At 55.5% G+C, this 18,104-nt stretch carries 10 protein-coding genes; 6 read left to right on the top strand and 4 right to left on the bottom strand.

The window, feature by feature from the left end:
- Positions 1-28: 28 nt before the first annotated feature.
- A complete protein-coding gene (gene malQ, locus SBO83_RS16975) occupies positions 29-2,119 on the bottom strand; it encodes a 4-alpha-glucanotransferase (RefSeq protein WP_396132330.1) in 2,091 nt (696 codons plus the stop codon).
- 9 nt (positions 2,120-2,128) lie between these two features.
- Positions 2,129-4,534 (bottom strand): maltodextrin phosphorylase, encoded by a 2,406-nt coding sequence (malP, locus tag SBO83_RS16970; RefSeq protein WP_396132329.1) that lies wholly within the window; start codon positions 4,532-4,534, stop codon positions 2,129-2,131.
- A gap of 323 nt (positions 4,535-4,857) precedes the next feature.
- Here malP and malT point away from each other — a divergent pair, with 323 nt between their 5' ends.
- The 4 genes from malT (at position 4,858) to pdeR (ending at position 12,867) form a co-directional block, all read left to right on the top strand.
- The gene (gene malT / locus SBO83_RS16965; protein ID WP_396132328.1) at positions 4,858-7,581 is read left to right on the top strand and encodes an HTH-type transcriptional regulator MalT; all 2,724 of its coding nucleotides are present in this window, start codon (positions 4,858-4,860) and stop codon (positions 7,579-7,581) included.
- Positions 7,582-7,829: 248 nt separating this feature from the next.
- On the top strand, positions 7,830-8,111 hold the full coding sequence (locus SBO83_RS16960; RefSeq protein WP_396132327.1) for a YjcB family protein: 282 nt from the start codon (positions 7,830-7,832) through the stop codon (positions 8,109-8,111).
- Between the two features lie 287 nt (positions 8,112-8,398).
- Positions 8,399-10,696: a beta-glucosidase BglX gene (bglX, locus tag SBO83_RS16955; RefSeq protein ID WP_396132326.1), complete on the top strand. Its 2,298-nt coding sequence runs from the start codon at positions 8,399-8,401 to the stop codon at positions 10,694-10,696.
- A gap of 161 nt (positions 10,697-10,857) precedes the next feature.
- Positions 10,858-12,867: a cyclic di-GMP phosphodiesterase gene (gene pdeR, locus SBO83_RS16950; RefSeq protein ID WP_396132325.1), complete on the top strand. Its 2,010-nt coding sequence runs from the start codon at positions 10,858-10,860 to the stop codon at positions 12,865-12,867.
- Between the two features lie 46 nt (positions 12,868-12,913).
- On the opposite strand, the gene SBO83_RS16945 is transcribed toward pdeR, so the two are convergent.
- Complete coding sequence (locus SBO83_RS16945; RefSeq protein ID WP_353500721.1) at positions 12,914-13,780, bottom strand: crotonase/enoyl-CoA hydratase family protein; 867 nt, start codon at positions 13,778-13,780, stop codon at positions 12,914-12,916.
- 411 nt (positions 13,781-14,191) lie between these two features.
- Between SBO83_RS16945 and SBO83_RS16940 the strand changes: the two genes are divergently transcribed.
- On the top strand, positions 14,192-16,228 hold the full coding sequence (locus tag SBO83_RS16940) for an oxidoreductase (RefSeq protein ID WP_396132324.1): 2,037 nt from the start codon (positions 14,192-14,194) through the stop codon (positions 16,226-16,228).
- Positions 16,229-16,275: 47 nt separating this feature from the next.
- Here the strand turns inward: SBO83_RS16940 and rlmG are convergent, their stop codons facing one another.
- The gene (rlmG, locus tag SBO83_RS16935; protein ID WP_396132323.1) at positions 16,276-17,427 is read right to left on the bottom strand and encodes a 23S rRNA (guanine(1835)-N(2))-methyltransferase RlmG; all 1,152 of its coding nucleotides are present in this window, start codon (positions 17,425-17,427) and stop codon (positions 16,276-16,278) included.
- Between the two features lie 138 nt (positions 17,428-17,565).
- Here rlmG and SBO83_RS16930 point away from each other — a divergent pair, with 138 nt between their 5' ends.
- On the top strand, positions 17,566-18,072 hold the full coding sequence (locus SBO83_RS16930) for a YgjP-like metallopeptidase domain-containing protein (RefSeq protein ID WP_396132322.1): 507 nt from the start codon (positions 17,566-17,568) through the stop codon (positions 18,070-18,072).
- Positions 18,073-18,104: the final 32 nt, after the last annotated feature.

Raw genomic sequence — 18,104 nt, 5'->3', positions numbered from 1 at the left:
TAATTAGGGGAGGAAGTAGAGCCAAAACTCAACTCACCGACACCTTCCTGCGGCGCTTATCCAAGTCCTTGATCAGCTTATTCACTTCGTCGTCGGCGAACATATCTTCCAGAGTACGGGTGAGTTTGCGCCGCCAGTTGGGGTATTCGTCACTGGTTCCGGGAATGTTGACCGGCTCGCCCATGTCCAGCCAGTCTTCGGGTTGCAGGCCCAGCAAGGCGCAGGCGCTGTCAGCGACATAACGCTGGAGGCCGCGATTGAGCGTCGGCGTCATGCTCATCACGTCTGCATTGTGACCGGTGCTTTTCGGCACGCAGCCATAATGATGCAACCCGTTGAGCAACCCCTGCCGGGCGCGACCGCGATCGGCGTACAGCTCGGTTAATACCTCTTCGTCGCGATACAGCCCCAACTTCTTGCCTAGCGCCAAATCATCCCCCTGCCAGTAACCGCGCAGCGTAGGAAGATCGTGGGTGGTGATGGTCGCCATCGCCTGTACCGGATAAGACTGCGGCGCGCGGAAGTTATTCTCCGCGTCACGCTCGAAGTACAACACCTTGTACGAGTAGACCCCGCCTTCGCGCAGCTTACTAACGATCTCCACCGGCACCGTGCCGAGATCCTCTCCAATCACCATGCAGCGGTGACGCTGGCTTTCCAGTGCCAAAATCGCCAGCAGATCGTCCACCGGATACTGCACATAGGCGCCGTTATCGGCAGTTTCGCCATAAGGTATCCACCACAGGCGCAGCAGGGTCATCACGTGATCGATGCGCAACGCGCCGCAGCTGGTCATGTTGGCGCGCAGCAGATCGATAAAAGGCTGATAGGCGCGGCGCACCATGACGTGCGGATCCATCGGGCGCAGATCCCAGTTTTGACCGAGTGGTCCAAGGATATCCGGCGGCGCGCCGACCGAGGCTTTCAGGCAATAGACGTCGCGATCGCCCCAGGTTTCGGCTCCGCCTTCCACTACGCCCACGGCCAAATCGCGGTACAGGCCAATCGGCATCTCCGCCTGCTGGCTGTCGTGGTAGCAGCGGCCAAACTGGTACTCGGCCAGCCACTGTAGCCACTGGTAGAAATCAACCTCCGACTCATACTGCTGGCAGAAGGCTTTGACGGCGGCACTCTGCGCGCTGCGGTACTTTTCCGGCCAGTGCGGCCAGCCCTGCGGCTGCTCACCCTGCTTCGCCAGATGGCTGTAAAGCGCGTCATAAGCTGCCTGCTGGTACAGGCTGTCGCCCCCCTCGCGGACAAATTTTCGATAGGCTTTTTGCAGCGGATCTGAAGCACTGCGGGTGACAAAGCGCTGATGCGCCAGCGACAGCCCGGCGAGCTTGAGCGGCACCACGCGGGCGTAATCCACCCACGCGCTGTGGCGAACTTCTTTAAGGATTTTCTGCGTTTGCGGCTCGCGCCACCATGTCTGCGCCGCCTCGCTGAGCTGGAAATCCTCCACCGCGTTGACGTCGATATAAATCACGTTCAGCCAGCGCCGTGACGACGGGCTGTAGGGGCTGGCGGCGATCGGGTTGCCGGGGTAAAGGGAGTGAATGGGGTTGAGGCCGACAAACGCGCCGCCGCGCTTGCCCATCTCCTGCACCAGCTGGCGCAAGTCGCCAAAGTCGCCGATGCCCCAGTTATTCTCGGAGCGCAGCGTGTAGAGCTGCACGCAGGCGCCCCACAGCTTTTTCCCCGCCAGCAGGGCATCGGGTTCATAGCAGCGTTTTGGCGCGACGATGATGCTGCACTCCCAGCTTTGCGCGTCCTGCGTCAGCGTCAACTGGTGGTAGCCGCTGGAAATGCGCCCCGGCAGGGCCAAGGTCATTTTGGCGCTGGTGCGCCCTTGCTGCACCGCGCCGCTTTCCAACTTCAACTGCCACTGAAACTCGCCTTCGCCGCCAATCGGCAGGGCTAAACGGCTGCCCTTAATAAACACTTTTACTACCGGCACGGGGGCTTCGACGGCGTGTGGAACGCCCGCGGCCCAGCCCATCGCCTCCAGCAAATCCCGTTTGGTGGTGGCAGCAATAGCCTGTTGTTTACCATGCGCATTGATATAACCGGCGGCGATCCCAGCCTCGATCGCCGCTTGTTCTAGCTGTTTGCTCTCCATTGCTGCTCCTTAGCGTTTCGCCTGCCAGATCCGTTGCTGATAATCGCGGATCGACCGGTCTGAACTGAACATGCCAACACGGGCCGTATTGAGTATAGTGCGCTTCGTCCACTCCGCCCGATCGCGGTACAACGCGTCAACTCTCTGTTGTGCCTCACAATAATCAGCAAAATCCGCTAACACTAAGTAGGGATCGCCGCCTGACAGCAGGCTGTCGAGCATCGGGCTAAAGGCGGATTTATCCCCATGGCTGAACAAGCCGCTTTCCAGATCCTTCAATACGGCATCCAATAATGTGTCTTTTTTGCGCCATTGCAGCGGCGAATAGCCTTGAGCTTTTAGAGCTTTCACCTGATCGACGGTGTTGCCGAAAATAAAGATATTGTCTTCGCCAACCTGCTCGGCGATTTCCACCGTCGCGCCGTCCAGCGTGCCGACGGTCATCGCCCCATTTAGCGCCAGCTTCATGTTGCCGGTGCCGGAGGCTTCGGTGCCCGCCGTAGAGATCTGCTCGGAGACGTCGGCAGCAGGGATCATCAGCTCGGCGACCGAAACGCGATAATCGGGAATGAACACCACTTTCAGCCGATCGCCGACGATCGGATCGTTATTGACCTTTTCCGCCACTTGGTTGATCGCATAGATGATGTTTTTCGCCAGATAGTAGCCCGGCGCGGCTTTCGCCCCGAACAGGAACACGCGCGGCACCATGTCGAGCTGCGGGTTGTCGCGCAATTGGCGGTACAAGGCCACGATATGCAGCAAGTTCAAATGCTGGCGCTTGTACTCGTGCAGGCGCTTAATCTGCACGTCAAAAATGGCGTCTGGGTTGAGGGTGATCCCCATGCGCTGCTGCACATACTCCGCCAGCCGCACTTTGTTCTCGCGCTTAATCTGTTGATAACGTTGGGTGAATTTGGCATTTTCAGCGAATTTTTCCAACCCGCGCAATGCATCAAGGTCAGTGACCCACTCGGTTTTCAGGCTGTCATCAATCAGCGCCGACAGCGCCGGATTACACTGTTTCAGCCAGCGCCGCGGCGTAATGCCGTTGGTCACGTTATGGAATTTTTGCGGCCACAGCTGGTGATACTCGGGGAACAGGTCTTTCACCACCAGATCCGAGTGCAGCGCCGCGACGCCGTTGACCGCAAAGCCGCTGACTACGCAGAGATTCGCCATGCGCACCTGCTTGTCCTGATGCACCGACAGCTTCTCCCACACGGCTTTGTTGCCCGGCCACTGCTTCTCCACCACCTTTTTAAAGCGCGCGTTAATCTGCTTAATCAGCGAGAAATGGCGTGGCAGCAGGCTGCGTACCAGCTTTTCATCCCAGCGCTCCAGAGCTTCTGGCATCAACGTGTGGTTAGTGTAGGCGAAGGTTCTGCTGGTGATGGCCCAGGCCGCATCCCACTCCATCTGGTGCTCGTCGAGCAGAATGCGCAACAGCTCAGGAATGGCGATGGTCGGGTGGGTGTCGTTAAGCTGAATCACTTCAAAATCAGGCAGTTCATCAATCTTGCGACCCAGGAAGTGGTGGCGGCGCAAAATATCCCGCACCGAGCAGGCGCACTGGAAATACTGCTGCATCAGGCGCAGGCGTTTGCCCTGCTGGTGGTTGTCATTGGGATAAAGCACTTTGGTGAGCTTGGCGGCATCAATGCCTTTTTGCTCAGCCTTGAGGAATTGCCCGTCATTAAACAGAGTCAGATCAAAAGGATGCACGTCCGTCGCCTGCCACAGGCGCAGTGGCTGGGTGACGCCGTTGCGATAACCCACCACCGGCAGGTCCCAGGCTTCGCCGCGCAGCGTGAATTCCGGCTGCCAGTGCTCCTGTCCTTGCTCATTCTTCACTAACTTACCGCCAAAGCCGACATCCACCGACAGGTGGCTGTTATGGCTGAACCACGGATAACTCTCGCGATGCCAATTGTCCGGCGCTTCTTGCTGCTTGCCTCCGCTAAAGGATTGGCGGAACAGGCCATATTGATAATTCAACCCGTAGCCGGTGGCCGACTGCCCCACGGTCGCCATCGAATCCAGAAAACAGGCCGCCAGACGCCCCAGCCCGCCATTGCCTAACGCGGGATCGGTTTCTTGCTCGAGGATATCGGCCAGTTCTACGCCCTGCGCTTTCAGCACGTCCCTGACGGTGTCGAACCAACCCAAATTAATCAAGTTGTTGGAGGTCAGGCGGCCAATCAGAAACTCCATCGAAATGTAATTTACGTGGCGCTGCTGCTGTTGAGTCTTGGCAGGCGCGGGCTGCGCGGCTAACTGCTCGGACAGCGCGCCGCTCAGCGCCTGCCACCACTGATGCGGCGTCATGTCTTGAGCGCTGTGTAGACCAAAACGCTGCCATTGGCGCGTCAGGGCATTTTCAAACCGGGTTTTCTCAAATGTAGATGGCAACATAAGCTCCCTCTATGGGGTATTTGTAGAGTAGGTGTAGGGTAAAAAGCTGGAACATTGAGGCTATGCTGCAGCCAACGAGAAGGTGCAGCATCATCCCGTAAAGGATTAGACAGGGAGGAGGAAAAGGGCGTAGCGTAATCAGGAATTTTTTGGCCAAAAACAGAGGCCTAAACTGTGATCGAGAGCAACTAAACGACACGTAATTATGTAACAGCCTTGCAATACTTTCGGCATTGGCAGACCTTAGGAATAATATTAATTACGCGCTGTAAAATAAATACACACACCTTTCATTTGCTTACAGTTCATAAGAATCTATAAAAATGCTGATCCCTTCGAAACTGAGTCGCCCGGTGCGACTGCAAAATACGGTGGTGCGCGATCGCCTTTTAACCAAATTGGCAAGTGCACAAAATTACCGACTCGTTCTGGTTGCTTGCCCGGCTGGGTACGGCAAAACCACGCTTGTTGCCCACTGGGCCGCGGGTAAAAACGACCTCGGCTGGTATTCGCTTGATGAAAGCGACAACCAGCCCGAGCGTTTTGCCAGCTACCTGATCGCCGCAATTCAACAGGCGACCGGCGGCCACTGCGCCAAGAGCGAGGCACTCAGTCAGAAGCATCAATACGCCAGCCTGTCAGCCCTGTTTGCGCAGCTCTTTGTTGAGCTGTCTGATTGGCACCGACCTCTGTTACTGGTGATTGACGATTACCACCTCATTTCCAATGACGCCATTCACGAAGGCATGCGCTTCTTCCTGCGCCATCAGCCGGAAAACCTCACGCTGATGGTGCTGTCGCGCACCCTGCCGCAGCTCGGCATTGCCAATTTGCGCGTGCGCGACCAGCTGCTGGAGCTGAACGCTGCCCAGTTAGCTTTCACCCATACCGAAGCCCAGCAGTTCTTTGATTGCCGACTGGCCGACCCCATCGAGCAAGCCGACAGTAGCCGCCTGTGCGACGACGTGGCCGGATGGGCCACCGCGCTACAGCTGATTGCCCTCTCCGCCCGCCAGTCGCACACCTCGACGGCCTCGGCCCAGCAGTCGGCCAAAAAGCTTGCCGGGCTGAATGCCAGCCATCTGTCCGAATATCTGGTGGATGAGGTTCTGGATCGCGTGGATGCCCCAACCCGTGACTTCCTGCTGCGCTGCTCTTTGCTGCGCTCAATGAATGATTCGCTGATTGTGCAACTGACCGGCGCGGAAAACGGCCAGCACCGGCTGGAAGAACTGGAGCGTCAGGGTCTATTCATTCACAGAATGGATGATTCCGGCGAATGGTTTAACTTCCACCCGCTGTTTGCCACTTTCCTGCGCCAACGCTGTCAGTGGGAACTGGCGGCTGAACTCCCGGCTATCCACCGTTTGGCGGCCGAAGGTTGGCTGGCGCTGGGCTTCCCCGCCGAGGCCATTCACCACGCACTGGGCGCCGAAGATACCGACATGCTGCGCGATATTCTGCTGCAACACGCCTGGGCGCTGTTCAACCAAAGCGAGCTGGTGCTGCTGGAAGAGTGCCTCAGCGCCCTGCCCTATGAGCGGCTGATTCAAAATCCGAAACTGGCGCTGCTACAGGCGTGGCTGGCGCAGAGCCAACACCGCTACAGCGAAGTGGAAATGCTGCTTGAGCGCGCTGAAAACGAGATGCAGGTCGAGCAGATCGAGATGGATAAAACCCTCAGCGCCGAATTTGACGCCCTCAGAGCGCAGGTCGCCATCAACGACGGCAAGCAGGATAAAGCCGAGAAGCTGGCGGCGCAGGCGCTGAAATATCTCCCCTATTCAAGCTATTACAGCCGCATTGTTGCCACCTCGGTGACCGGCGAGATCCAGCACTGCAAAGGCGATTTGACTCGCGCCCTGCCGCTGATGCAGCAAACCGAGCAAATCGCCCGCCGCCATGAGGCCTATCACTACGCGCTGTGGGCCTTGCTCCAGCAAAGTGAAATTCTGATTGCGCAAGGCTTCTTGCAGGCAGCCTACGAGACGCAGGATAAAGCCTTCGAACTGGTGCGCGAGCAGCATCTCGAACAGCTGCCGATGCACGAATTCTTACTGCGCCTGCGCTCCCAACTGCTCTGGTCGTGGGCGCGTCTTGATGATGCCGAAAGCGCCGCGCGCGAAGGGCTGGAAGTGCTGGCTAACTTCCAACCTCAGCAGCAGTTGCAATGTTTGGCGATGCTGGCGAAGTGCTCGCTGGCGCGCGGGCATCTCGATAATGCTCATCGCTATTTGCAACGCTGCGAAGCACTGTTGCAGAGCGGGCAGTACCACACTGACTGGCTGACCAACACTGATAAGCCGCGCGTTATTTACTGGCAGATGGTCGGGGATAAAAACGCGGCGCGCAGCTGGCTGAACCAGACCTCCAAACCGGGTATGGCGGATAACCACTTCCTGCAAGGCCAGTGGCGCAACATTGCCCGGGTGCACATCCTGCTGGGTCAATATGAGGAAGCAGAAAAAATCATTGATGAGCTGAATGGTTACGCGCGCCAGCTGAAGCTGGTCAGTGACCTCAACCGCAATCTGATCCTCAGCAACCTGCTGTATTGGCACACCGATCGCAAAAATGAAGCCCAGCGCGTGCTGATTGAAGCGCTGGAATTAGCCAACCGCACGGGTTTTGTCAGCCACTTTGTTATCGAAGGCGAAATGATGGCGCAGCAGTTGCGCCAGCTTATCCAGTTAAATCTGCTGCCGGAGATGGAGCAGCGCCGGGCGCAGAAGGTGTTGCGCGACATTAACCAGCACCATCGCCACAAGTTCGCCCATTTCGACGAAGGCTTTGTCAGTAAATTACTGACCCATCCTCAGGTGCCGGAGCTGATTCGCACCAGCCCGCTGACCCAGCGCGAATGGCAAGTGCTCGGCCTTATCTACTCCGGCTACAGTAATGACCAGATTGCCGGCGAGCTGACCGTGGCTTCTACTACCATTAAAACTCACATTCGCAATCTGTATCAGAAGCTGGGGGTGACCCACCGTCAGGACGCCGTGCAGCATGCGCAACATCTGCTGCAAGTGATGGGTTACGGTGCCTGATGAGCGCTCGACGCATTCCCTTTTAACTCGAAAACCGCCGCTAAGGGCGGTTTTTTTATGGCTCGATGACAAAGATCAAATCCTATATCGACTTTTTTTTGCGCATCGAATTAACCCTCGCTACAATGTGATGCAAATCACATTTTCATTTCTACGCCTCCTTGCTCCACCCCGGTATTCAGCCCCCCCGAGGACTGCCTTTGGATTGGTGCATTTCAGGTGCTTAATTCAGTTGAGGAATAGGTTCGATGGGTACGTTAACTGCAGGTTTCATGATGATGCGTTGGGAATTACTGAGCGCGTTTCTGATGTTTTGCACCAGCCAATTAAATATTCGCTGCCGCCAGTCCAGCCATAATGTCATGGCCTTCATCTGTAGCGGGATTGGCCTGACCGTGACCTGTTTCTTCGTCATGAGCCTGATGGGTATTAGCTACAATGCCGAAGCCGTTGCGCAATTCTGGTCAGTCTCCAAAGACGTGTTCTTCGACGTCATGAGCAAAACGCCAACTGACATGCCGCTGTTGTAACGCCTCCTCGCCCTATTTATTACTGTGCGCATATTCCTAAATAACGCAAATTGCGCGCTATCTCGTATCAGTATTTGCACATCAATTCCTAATTCAGCGTAAATTGCGAGCTGTAACGGCTCGCGGTCAAAAAGTCGTTTTCGCAGAAAACTATTCATTGCTAATAATTGAGGCGACGTATTAGATTCTCACGCTATAGTTTTCTTATAATGATCATTACCTTGTTCGCGTTCTGGCTAGGGGCTGTTTTAACCTAAGCCGCATGTTTTTTGTCTGAAGGATATTCGATGAATACGCATCACCTGATTGGCGCGTTGGTGTTAATAGCAGGTTCTACCTCGTCGTTTGCTGAGCAAGCGTCGAGCATTCCCCAAAATCAGACAAAAGAGCGGGATGCCTTCGTCTCTCATCTGATGACCCAAATGACGCTGGACGAAAAAATCGGCCAGCTTAACTTAGTAAGCGTTGGTCCCGACTACCCGAAAGAAGCCATTATGGCTGACGTTCGCGCCGATAAAGTTGGCGGTATGTTCAATACCGTGACCAAACCTGACATTCGCCGCATTCAGGATCAGGTACAGCACAGCCGCCTGAAAATCCCGCTGTTCTACGCCTATGACGTGGTTCACGGCCAGCGCACCATCTTCCCTATCAGCCTTGGCCTTGCCGCCAGCTGGGACATGCAAGCCGTCGCCACCAGCGCGCGTATCTCTGCCATTGAAACCGCGGCCGATGGCCTGAACATGACCTTCTCACCGATGGTCGATATCACCCGCGATCCGCGCTGGGGCCGCGTCTCTGAAGGCTTTGGCGAAGACACCTACTTAACGTCGCGCCTGGCCCACGAAATGGTCAGCGCCTATCAGAATAACGATCCGTCCGCCCCTGACAGCGTGATGGCCAACGTGAAGCATTTCGCGCTGTACGGCGCAGTAGAAGGCGGCCGCGAGTACAACACCGTGGACATGAGCCTGACGCGCATGTTCAATGACTACATGCCTCCGTATAAAGCCGCGCTTGATGCAGGCGCGGGCGGCGTGATGGTTGCGCTGAACTCGGTGAATGGCATTCCGGCGACCTCCAACCCGTGGCTGTTGCAGCAAGTTCTGCGCGACCAGTGGAAATTCAAAGGCTTAACCGTTAGCGATCACGGCGCTATCGGCGGCTTGGTCAAACACGGCGTGGCCGAAGATGACCGTCAGGCCGCCGCCATGGCGCTGAAGTCCGGTGTCGATATGGACATGGCCGATGATATGTACGGCAAGTACCTGAAAGGCTTAGTGGCCGACAAAATTGTTAGCGTCAAAGAGATTGACCGCGCGGTGCGTAACGTACTGAATGCAAAGTGGGATATGGGCCTGTTCATCGATCCGTACCGCCACCTTGGCCCGGCATCGAGTGACCCAGTTGATACCAACGCCGAAAGCCGTTTGCATCGCAAAGAGGCGCGTGAAGTGGCGCGTACCTCACTGGTATTGCTAAAAAACCAGAACGAAACCTTGCCGTTGCAGAAGAAAGGCACCATCGCCCTGATTGGTACTCTGGCCGACAGCCAGCGTGATGTCATGGGAAGCTGGTCCGCTGCCGGTAAAGCCAACCAGACCGTCACCGTGCTGCAAGGTATGAAAGACGCGATTGGCGACAAAGCCACCCTGCTGTATGCCCGTGGCGCCAACATCACCAACGATCAAGACATCGTCAACTTCCTGAACTCCTATGAGAAACAGGTGGTTAACGACCCGCGCCCAGCGCAGGAAATGATTGATGAAGCCGTGAAAACCGCTGAGAAAGCCGACGTCGTGGTTGCGGTAGTGGGTGAAGCTCAGGGCATGGCGCACGAAGCGTCCAGCCGTACCGAGTTGAACATTCCGCAAAGCCAGCGCGACCTGCTTAAAGCGCTGAAAGCCACCGGCAAGCCGCTGGTGATCGTGCTGATGAATGGCCGTCCACTGACCCTGACGTGGGAAAATGACATTGCCGATGCCATGCTAGAAACCTGGTTCAGCGGCACAGAAGGCGGACACGCCATTGCAGACGTGCTGTTCGGCGACTACAACCCGTCGGGCAAACTGCCAATGACCTTCCCGCGCTCTGTTGGTCAAATCCCATTATACAACAGCGAGTTGAATACTGGCCGACCACGGAATCCGCAGAGAGAAGATAAATACACCTCGCGCTACTTCGACATCACCAATGGCCCGCTCTTCCCGTTTGGTTATGGTTTGAGCTACACCCAGTTCAGCGTCTCTGATATTTCATTGTCTTCGACCACCATGAGTGCCACGCAGCCACTGACTGCCAGCGTGACGGTGAAAAACACCGGCAAACGCAGCGGCGCGACCGTGGTACAGCTCTATCTTCGTGACCTGACGGCCTCTATCAGCCGCCCGGTTAAAGAGCTCAAAAACTTCGAGAAAATAAATCTGGCGCCGGGTGAAGAAAAAGTCGTTACATTTGCGATCAATGAAAAAGATTTACGTTTCTTCAATGACAAGCTCAAATGGGCCTCTGAACCGGGCAAATTCAATGTATTCATTGGATTGGATTCACAGGATGTGAAGCAAAGTAGCTTCCTACTGAAATAACTGTCGCTAACAACGTGATGGCACACCCTCCGGGGTGCCATCACTGGTAATAAAAATCATCTAAAATCAAGAGCGGGCCTCTGTTCTCAGGGCCCGCGCTTTTAATTGCACGTTGCTTACACATTGTCAGATCAGGTTGCTGGTGACACGGAGAAACTTTCATGAAAGACGCTCAAGATGACTCCATTTTATACCTGCATTTTGGTACACCGCGCCCCTACTGGCGGTTAAGTTCAGATAGCAACGCATTAGAACTCTCAGCGGAACAGGGCGTGACTAACGTCGCCGTTTCCCTCACCAGCCTGCAAGCCGCGCGCATTCGCGAACTGACGGGCATCACCTCTTGCTTCACCATTGACGTCGCGCTGTTCGGCGTGCCGATTTGTCTCTATTTGGTTGGCCGTAAGGTAGACAGCAACGTTTGGGCGGGCACCGCCTCTGATTTCGAAGATACCGCGTCCGTGGCGCACGACCTTGAAGTGGGGCTGACCTTCGCCGAACAGGTAGTGTCCGAAGCCAACTCGGTGATCGTGATTATCGATCAAGATGGCAAAGTGCATCGCTTCAACCGTCTGAGCGAAGAGTACACCGGCCTACGCGAGCAGGACGTGATTGGCCGCAGCGCCTACGACATGTTTATGTCGATGGAAGAAGGCATCGCCTCTCGCCAGAACATCACCGGCTTCTTTCAAAAAGAGCAGTCATACGAAGTAGAACGCTGGATTAACACGGTAAAAGGCCAGCGCCTGTTCTTATTCCGCAATAAATTTGTCCACAGCGGCAGCGGAAAACAGCAGAAATTCCTCATCTGCTCCGGCTCTGACATCACCGATGAGCGCATGGCGCAGGAACGGCTGCGGGTCTTAGCCAATACCGATCTCATCACCGGCCTTGCCAACCGCAACGCCCTGCAAGACCAGCTGAAAAGCGCGCTGGAACTGCGCGGTGACCACTCTATCGGCCTGATTTATCTCGACTTGGATAACTTCAAAAAAGTGAATGACGCTTACGGACACATGTTTGGCGACCGTCTGCTCAAAGAGGTGGCTCACGCTATTCAGGGCTGTTTAGAAGACACCGAAACCCTAGCGCGACTGGGCGGTGACGAATTCATTATTCTTAGTACCGAAGCGTCGGTCGAAAAGCTGGAAGCCATCAGCCAACAGATCCTCGGCCGCCTCAAAGCCCCTTTCCGCATCGGGTTAATCGAAGTTTATACCGGCTGCTCAAGCGGCATCGCGGTCTGCCCGCAGCACGGAACAGATGCAGAAAGCCTGATCCGCAACGCCGATACGGCCATGTACGTGGCGAAAGAGGCGGGCAAAAACGCGCACTGCGTGTTCTCACCGGAGATGAATAAAAAAGTTTCCGAATACATGTGGCTCGACACCAATCTGAGAAAAGCCCTCGAGGAGCAACAGCTGAAGCTCTATTATCAGCCGAAAATCTCCAACAATGGCGAAGTAAAGAGTGTCGAAGCCCTGCTGCGCTGGCACTCGCCCGAGCGCGGCGTGATTCAGCCACAGAGCTTTATCTCCTACGCCGAAGAGTCCGGCCTGATTGCGCCGCTAGGCAAATGGGTTATCGAAACCGCGACCCGACAGGCAACCGAGTGGCAGAAGAAAGGGCTGAATTTGCGTGTGGCGGTGAATCTGTCAGGCCGCCAATTAAACAGCAGTTCGCTGGTGTCGGATTTTACCGAGGCGATGCAAAACGCCGGAATGACTCAATGCATGCTGGATTTTGAGCTGACCGAAAGCTGCCTGGTGGAAGATGAAAAAGCGGCCGTCACCATGATCAATCAACTGCATAAGTTGGGCGCGGAAGTGCATCTGGACGATTTCGGCACCGGCTACTCTTCCCTGTCGCAGCTGGCGCGGATCCCGCTGGATTGCATCAAGCTGGATCAAAGCTTTGTGCGCGGCATTAATCATAATTCAGTGTCGCAGGCGCTGGTCCGGGCTATCGTTGCCGTAGCAAGAACCCTGCAATTAACCGTGGTTGCCGAAGGGGTTGAAACCCATGAAGAAGAGCGGCTGATTGATGAAATTGGCGTAGATAGCAAACAGGGCTATCTGTTTGCCAAACCAATGCCCGCCGATGAGCTCGAGCACTGGCTTGTGCAGAAAGCAATTGCTTCACCCGGTAGTTTGAACAACGTTACGCGCTAGTCGTCAGTCACGGCATCTGGCGGCGCTAACGACAATCATGAGCAGACTAGCCGGATTTACGCAGAGAAGCCGTATGGCGGTTTTGCAACATCACCAGACGCTCCATGTACGCCACATCTTTCTCCTCCAGCGTAAACGCTGAATCTACCCAATCTTCCGTGATATCCATCAACTCGGAGCGCGAAAGCTTTAGCACTCTCTGGCGCGCCCGCAGCATGGCCCGAATGCCGTTTAACTTTGGTCGCATCGTATCGATAAAAGTACGGGTTGCGATAAAGCCTTCGCCGGGCTGGAACACCACATCCACCAGCCCCCGGCTTTCAAACCATTCCGCAGAGTGCGACTCGCCGGTTGAGATCAGCTCCTCCGCCAGACGCATCCCCGCTTTGCGTGAAACCAGCGAATAACCGCCCATGCCGGGGAACAGATTAAAGGCAATTTCTGGGAATCCCATCCGGGCGGTGTTTTGCGCTAAGACATAGTGGTGCGCCAGCGCGGCCTCAAAACCGCCACCCAGCGCCGATCCCTCAATCATCGACAGGCTGATAGCGCCTACGTCAAAGCCGCGCGCAGCGGCGTGTACGCAGTCAATGCAGGCTCGCGCATAGGCGCGCAGTGCCTCACGCTTATTATTGAGAATGGACTCAACAAAAAAGCTTAAATCTCCTCCTACATTATACATATTAGGCACCAGCGATCCGGTTACCCAAAAATCAAAACGCAGACCCGAGGCTTTCGCCGCATAGGTCAGTTTCATAATGTCTTCAATTAAAGGCTGATTAAAACATGGGCGCGGGAAGGCTTTTAGCATCATCCACATCACATTTCGACCCTCTTCATAATAGGCCGCTATTTGTGATAAATGCCCAGCTTCGGTGAATGGACGGCATGCCGTATGGTCAATAAGATTCATAGTTTATATCCAGGTTGGAATGGTAGGTTGGGTGAAGCAGCACCAGCCTAGACCAGCCACCACCTGAACTGAATCGATTCGAAGCGCGACTATAAAAATAATCTTATTACTCTTAAATAATGTCTTTTATATAAACCGGTAGAAATTAAATAGGGGTAACCACGGTCTTATTTTTATTTCGTTGGGAAATTATTGGCACAGGGAATAAATGCTTTTTAATACTCTTCATAAGACAAAGCCTGCTAATAAATTAATCTCAATGCATAAGCGTCGATGGACATTATTTGTTGTTTTTCCGACATCGGATGATCTTTATGAAGTGCATCACATTCGGCACCACTCTCCTTTCCAATCTGGCGTTCTGCGGCTAAATTGACTCTTATCTCATCCGACCACTTAAGGGTCTGACTTATGACCGAACACAACGCGCCGTTTTATCCTCACCTGTTAGCCCCGCTGGATTTAGGCTTTACCCAGCTGAAAAACCGCGTGCTGATGGGGTCAATGCATACCGGGCTGGAAGAGTTGGAAGAGGGGCCGCAGCGCATGGCGGCTTTCTATGCCGAGCGCGCCGCCGCGGGCGTGGGCCTGATTGTCACCGGCGGCATCGCCCCCAACGCGCAGGGCGTGGTGTATCGCGGCGGCTCGGTGCTCAACCAGCAGCAGCAAATCGCCCATCACCAAGTGGTGACGGAGGCAGTTCATCAGGCTGGCGGGAAAATCGCCTTGCAGATCCTCCACGCCGGGCGTTACAGCTATCAGCCTAACCCCGTGGCACCATCGGCGTTGCAGGCGCCAATCAACCGTTTCTCCCCGCTGGCGCTGACTCACGAACAGATTGAAGAGACGATTGCCGACTTCGCCCAGTGCGCTGCGCTGGCGCAGCAGGCCGACTATGACGGCGTGGAAATCATGGGTTCAGAGGGTTATTTGATTAACCAGTTTTTGGCCGCGCGCACCAACCAGCGCAGCGACCAGTGGGGCGGCAATGCGCAAAACCGCATGCGATTCGCTCTGGAAATAGTGCGCGCCGTGCGCCAGGCCTGTGGCCCACACTTCATTATTATCTATCGCCTGTCGATGCTGGATTTAGTGGAAGAAGGCTCGAACTGGGAGGAGATAGAAGCCCTCGCCAAAGGCATTGAGCAGGCCGGTGCCAGCATCATCAACACCGGCATTGGCTGGCACGAGGCGCGGGTGCCGACCATCGCCACCATGGTGCCGCGCGCAGGGTTTAGCTGGGTGACGCGCAAGTTAATGGGCAAGGTGAACATTCCGTTGATCACCACCAACCGCATTAACGATCCGCAGGTGGCCGAAGAGCTATTGGCTAACGGCTGCGCGGATATGGTCTCCATGGCGCGCCCCTTCCTCGCCGACCCGGCCTTTGTGCAGAAAGCCGCGCAGGGCCGCGCAGATGAGATAAACACCTGTATCGGCTGCAATCAGGCCTGTCTGGACCAGATTTTTGTCGGCGAACTCACCTCCTGTCTGGTGAATCCGCGCGCCTGCCGCGAAACCGAAATGCCGCTGATCCCGGCCCAGCGCGCCAAACGTCTGGCGGTGGTTGGCGCTGGCCCGGCGGGGCTTTCCTTCGCTATCACGGCCGCCAGTCGCGGGCATCAGGTCACCCTGTTCGACGCCAACAGTGAGATTGGTGGGCAGTTTAATATCGCCAAGCAAATTCCCGGTAAGGAGGAGTTTTACCAGACGCTGCGCTACTACTCGCGCCAGTTAGCTATTTTGCAGGTGACGCTGCGTCTGGGCGAAAAAGTGGATGCCAGCCAGCTCAATGGCTTCGATGAAATCGTTTTGGCGTGCGGCATACTTCCCCGTCTGCCCGAAATCCCGGGAATAGACCACCCGAGCGTGCTGACCTATCTCGACGTGCTCAGAGATAAAAAGCCGGTTGGCCGACGCGTCGCCATCATCGGCTCCGGCGGCATTGGTTTTGATACCGCCGAATATCTGGTGCAAAACGGCCCTTCGGCCAGTCTCGACAGCCGCGCTTTCAGCCACGAATGGGGCATCGATCAAAGCCTCACCCAACGCGGCGGATTGAGCGCCGACGGCCCGCAAGCCGAACCGGCGGCGCGGCAAATCGTGCTGCTGCAACGCAAAACCAGTAAAGTGGGAGCGAACTTGGGCAAAACCACCGGCTGGATCCACCGCGCCAGCCTGCTGCAACGCGGCGTGAAGATGTGGAGCGGCGTGACCTATCAACGCATTGATGACCAAGGTCTGCACATCTTGCGCGACGGCGCGGAGGAGTGTCTGGCGGTGGATAACATCATTATTTGCGCGGGTCAGGAGCCGCAGCGTGACTTGCAGGTTCCCCTTTTAGCAGCCGGGAAAGTCGTACATTTGATTGGCGGCGCCGAAATGGCTGTAGAGCTGGACGCCCGACGGGCGATAGATCAAGGAACGAGACTGGCGATGGCAATTTGAAACTATCGGGCGCAGCAAAGGCCACGCCCGACATGACTTCTAAAAACCTACCCTCTAGCCGCTGACTTCACCGCGCGCAGAATAACGAATTTCTGATTGGTGGCGATGGTGGTGCAGTTGCCGAACAGGCGGCGCAGCTTCTGGTAGTAGTCCAGATGACGGTTACCGACGATGCGCAGCTCGCCGCCGGTTTGCAGGCAGCGCTTGGCGTCGCAAAACATGCGCCACGCGGTGTCATCGCTGATCACCGTGCCCTGATGGAATGGCGGGTTGCACAGCACGGCGTGCAGGCTTTCGCGCTCAACGCCGGCCAGCATGTTATTCACTTCAAACTGACAGCGGCTGATATCTTCCGGCAGGTTGTTTTCGACATTCAGCTTGCTCGACTCCACCGCCATGTATGACTCATCGACAAACAGCATCTCTGCATCTGGATTCAGCGCCAGCGCGGTCATGCCGATCACGCCATTGCCACAGCCTAAATCAGCAATCCGCCCTTCAATGCCTTCCGGCAAATGTTGCATGAAGAAGCGCGCGCCAATATCCAGCCCGGTGCGCGAGAACACGTTGGCATGGTTGGTGATGCGAAATTCGCTGTCATCCAGCGCCCATTCGGTGGTAACAGGCTCGGCGGCTTGCGCAGGCAAAGTCGGCTGGCAGTGAATCAGGCGAGCCTTCTTCCACGCCAGCGTGGTTTTAGTCGGACCAAGAATCTTCTCGAACAGCTGTAGCGTGGAGGTGTGGATGTCACGCGCCTTGGCACCGGCGATAATCTGCGTGTCCTGCGTCACCACTTCGCGCAGGGCAATCAGCTGTTGCTCCAGCAGAGCCAAGGTTTTTGGTATCTTGATAACCACCAGGCCAGGATTGATTGGCAGCGGAACCAGACTGCTTTGCTGGGCGACGCGGCTTTCGTCGAAATGGTTCAAACGCAGGTTGTGGCGCGTCGCCAGCTGACTCATAAAGGAGTCGCTGATGCTGGTCGGTTCGAACTGTTGCAGCGCGCAAGCCAGCGTGCCGAAAGCGTCGTTAAAGATCAGGACAGGACGGCCATTGAGCGCGTCGGTGGTCAGGGTTTGCAGCAGATATTCGTCCGCAGCTTCCCATGCCTGCAACTGCGTCGCCGCCTCATCTTGCGGGTAACGTTCCAGTTCCAGTTGCAGCAGTTGATCACCTTGTTCGAGTTCGAATTGGCTCATTGGCCCTCCTCATTATTCAATTTGCGCTGTTTATCCCTTAAATTGGGCTATCAGTAAAATGTTTTTTCAGTTAAAAAGGCTTTATCTGCCGCCATTGCGGCACTCTTTGCGGATCAATGAGAGCTAAAGCAAACAGTTATGCCTGAATTGACCTATCTACAAGGCTATCCCGAGTCGCTACAGGCTCAGGTACGCCAATTGATTGACCAGCAGCGTCTGGGCCAAGTTTTGCTGTCGCGCTATCCGCAACCGCACGAACTCACCACCGACAAGTCGCTGTACCAGTATACGCTGGACCTCAAAAATCAATATCTGCGCAGCTCATCGCCGCTGAGCAAAGTCGCCTATGACAATAAAATTCACGTCATGAAGCACGCGCTCGGCCTGCACACGGCCATTTCGCGGATTCAGGGCGGAAAGTTGAAGGCCAAGGCTGAGATCCGCGTGGCGACGGTATTCAAAACCGCGCCGGAAGCCTTTTTGAAAATGATCGTGGTGCACGAGTTAGCGCACCTTAAAGAGAAAGATCACAATAAGGCATTTTATAGCCTTTGCTGTCATATGGCGCCCGACTACCATCAGCTAGAATTCGACACACGCATGTACCTGACGCATCTGGAGTTATTCGGGAAACTTTATCTCTAATAATTTGGTGCATTTGATTTTTAAAAACACCA

Origin of the sequence: Ewingella allii (assembly GCF_044430645.1) — a bacterium.
Taxonomy (GTDB): Bacteria; Pseudomonadota; Gammaproteobacteria; order Enterobacterales; family Enterobacteriaceae; genus Ewingella; species Ewingella allii.
The sequence above is the reverse complement of the archived record's forward strand: the minus strand, read 5'-3'. Positions and strand labels throughout refer to the sequence as shown.

Excerpts from the sequence above, each read along its gene's own strand:
- malQ (WP_396132330.1), bottom strand. The coding sequence starts at position 2,119 with ATGGAGAGCAAACAGCTAGAACAAGCGGCGATCGAGGCTGGGATCGCC.
- malP (WP_396132329.1), bottom strand. The coding sequence starts at position 4,534 with ATGTTGCCATCTACATTTGAGAAAACCCGGTTTGAAAATGCCCTGACG.
- malT (WP_396132328.1), top strand. The coding sequence starts at position 4,858 with ATGCTGATCCCTTCGAAACTGAGTCGCCCGGTGCGACTGCAAAATACG.
- SBO83_RS16960 (WP_396132327.1), top strand. The coding sequence starts at position 7,830 with ATGGGTACGTTAACTGCAGGTTTCATGATGATGCGTTGGGAATTACTG.
- bglX (WP_396132326.1), top strand. The coding sequence starts at position 8,399 with ATGAATACGCATCACCTGATTGGCGCGTTGGTGTTAATAGCAGGTTCT.
- pdeR (WP_396132325.1), top strand. The coding sequence starts at position 10,858 with ATGAAAGACGCTCAAGATGACTCCATTTTATACCTGCATTTTGGTACA.
- SBO83_RS16945 (WP_353500721.1), bottom strand. The coding sequence starts at position 13,780 with ATGAATCTTATTGACCATACGGCATGCCGTCCATTCACCGAAGCTGGG.
- SBO83_RS16940 (WP_396132324.1), top strand. The coding sequence starts at position 14,192 with ATGACCGAACACAACGCGCCGTTTTATCCTCACCTGTTAGCCCCGCTG.
- rlmG (WP_396132323.1), bottom strand. The coding sequence starts at position 17,427 with ATGAGCCAATTCGAACTCGAACAAGGTGATCAACTGCTGCAACTGGAA.
- SBO83_RS16930 (WP_396132322.1), top strand. The coding sequence starts at position 17,566 with ATGCCTGAATTGACCTATCTACAAGGCTATCCCGAGTCGCTACAGGCT.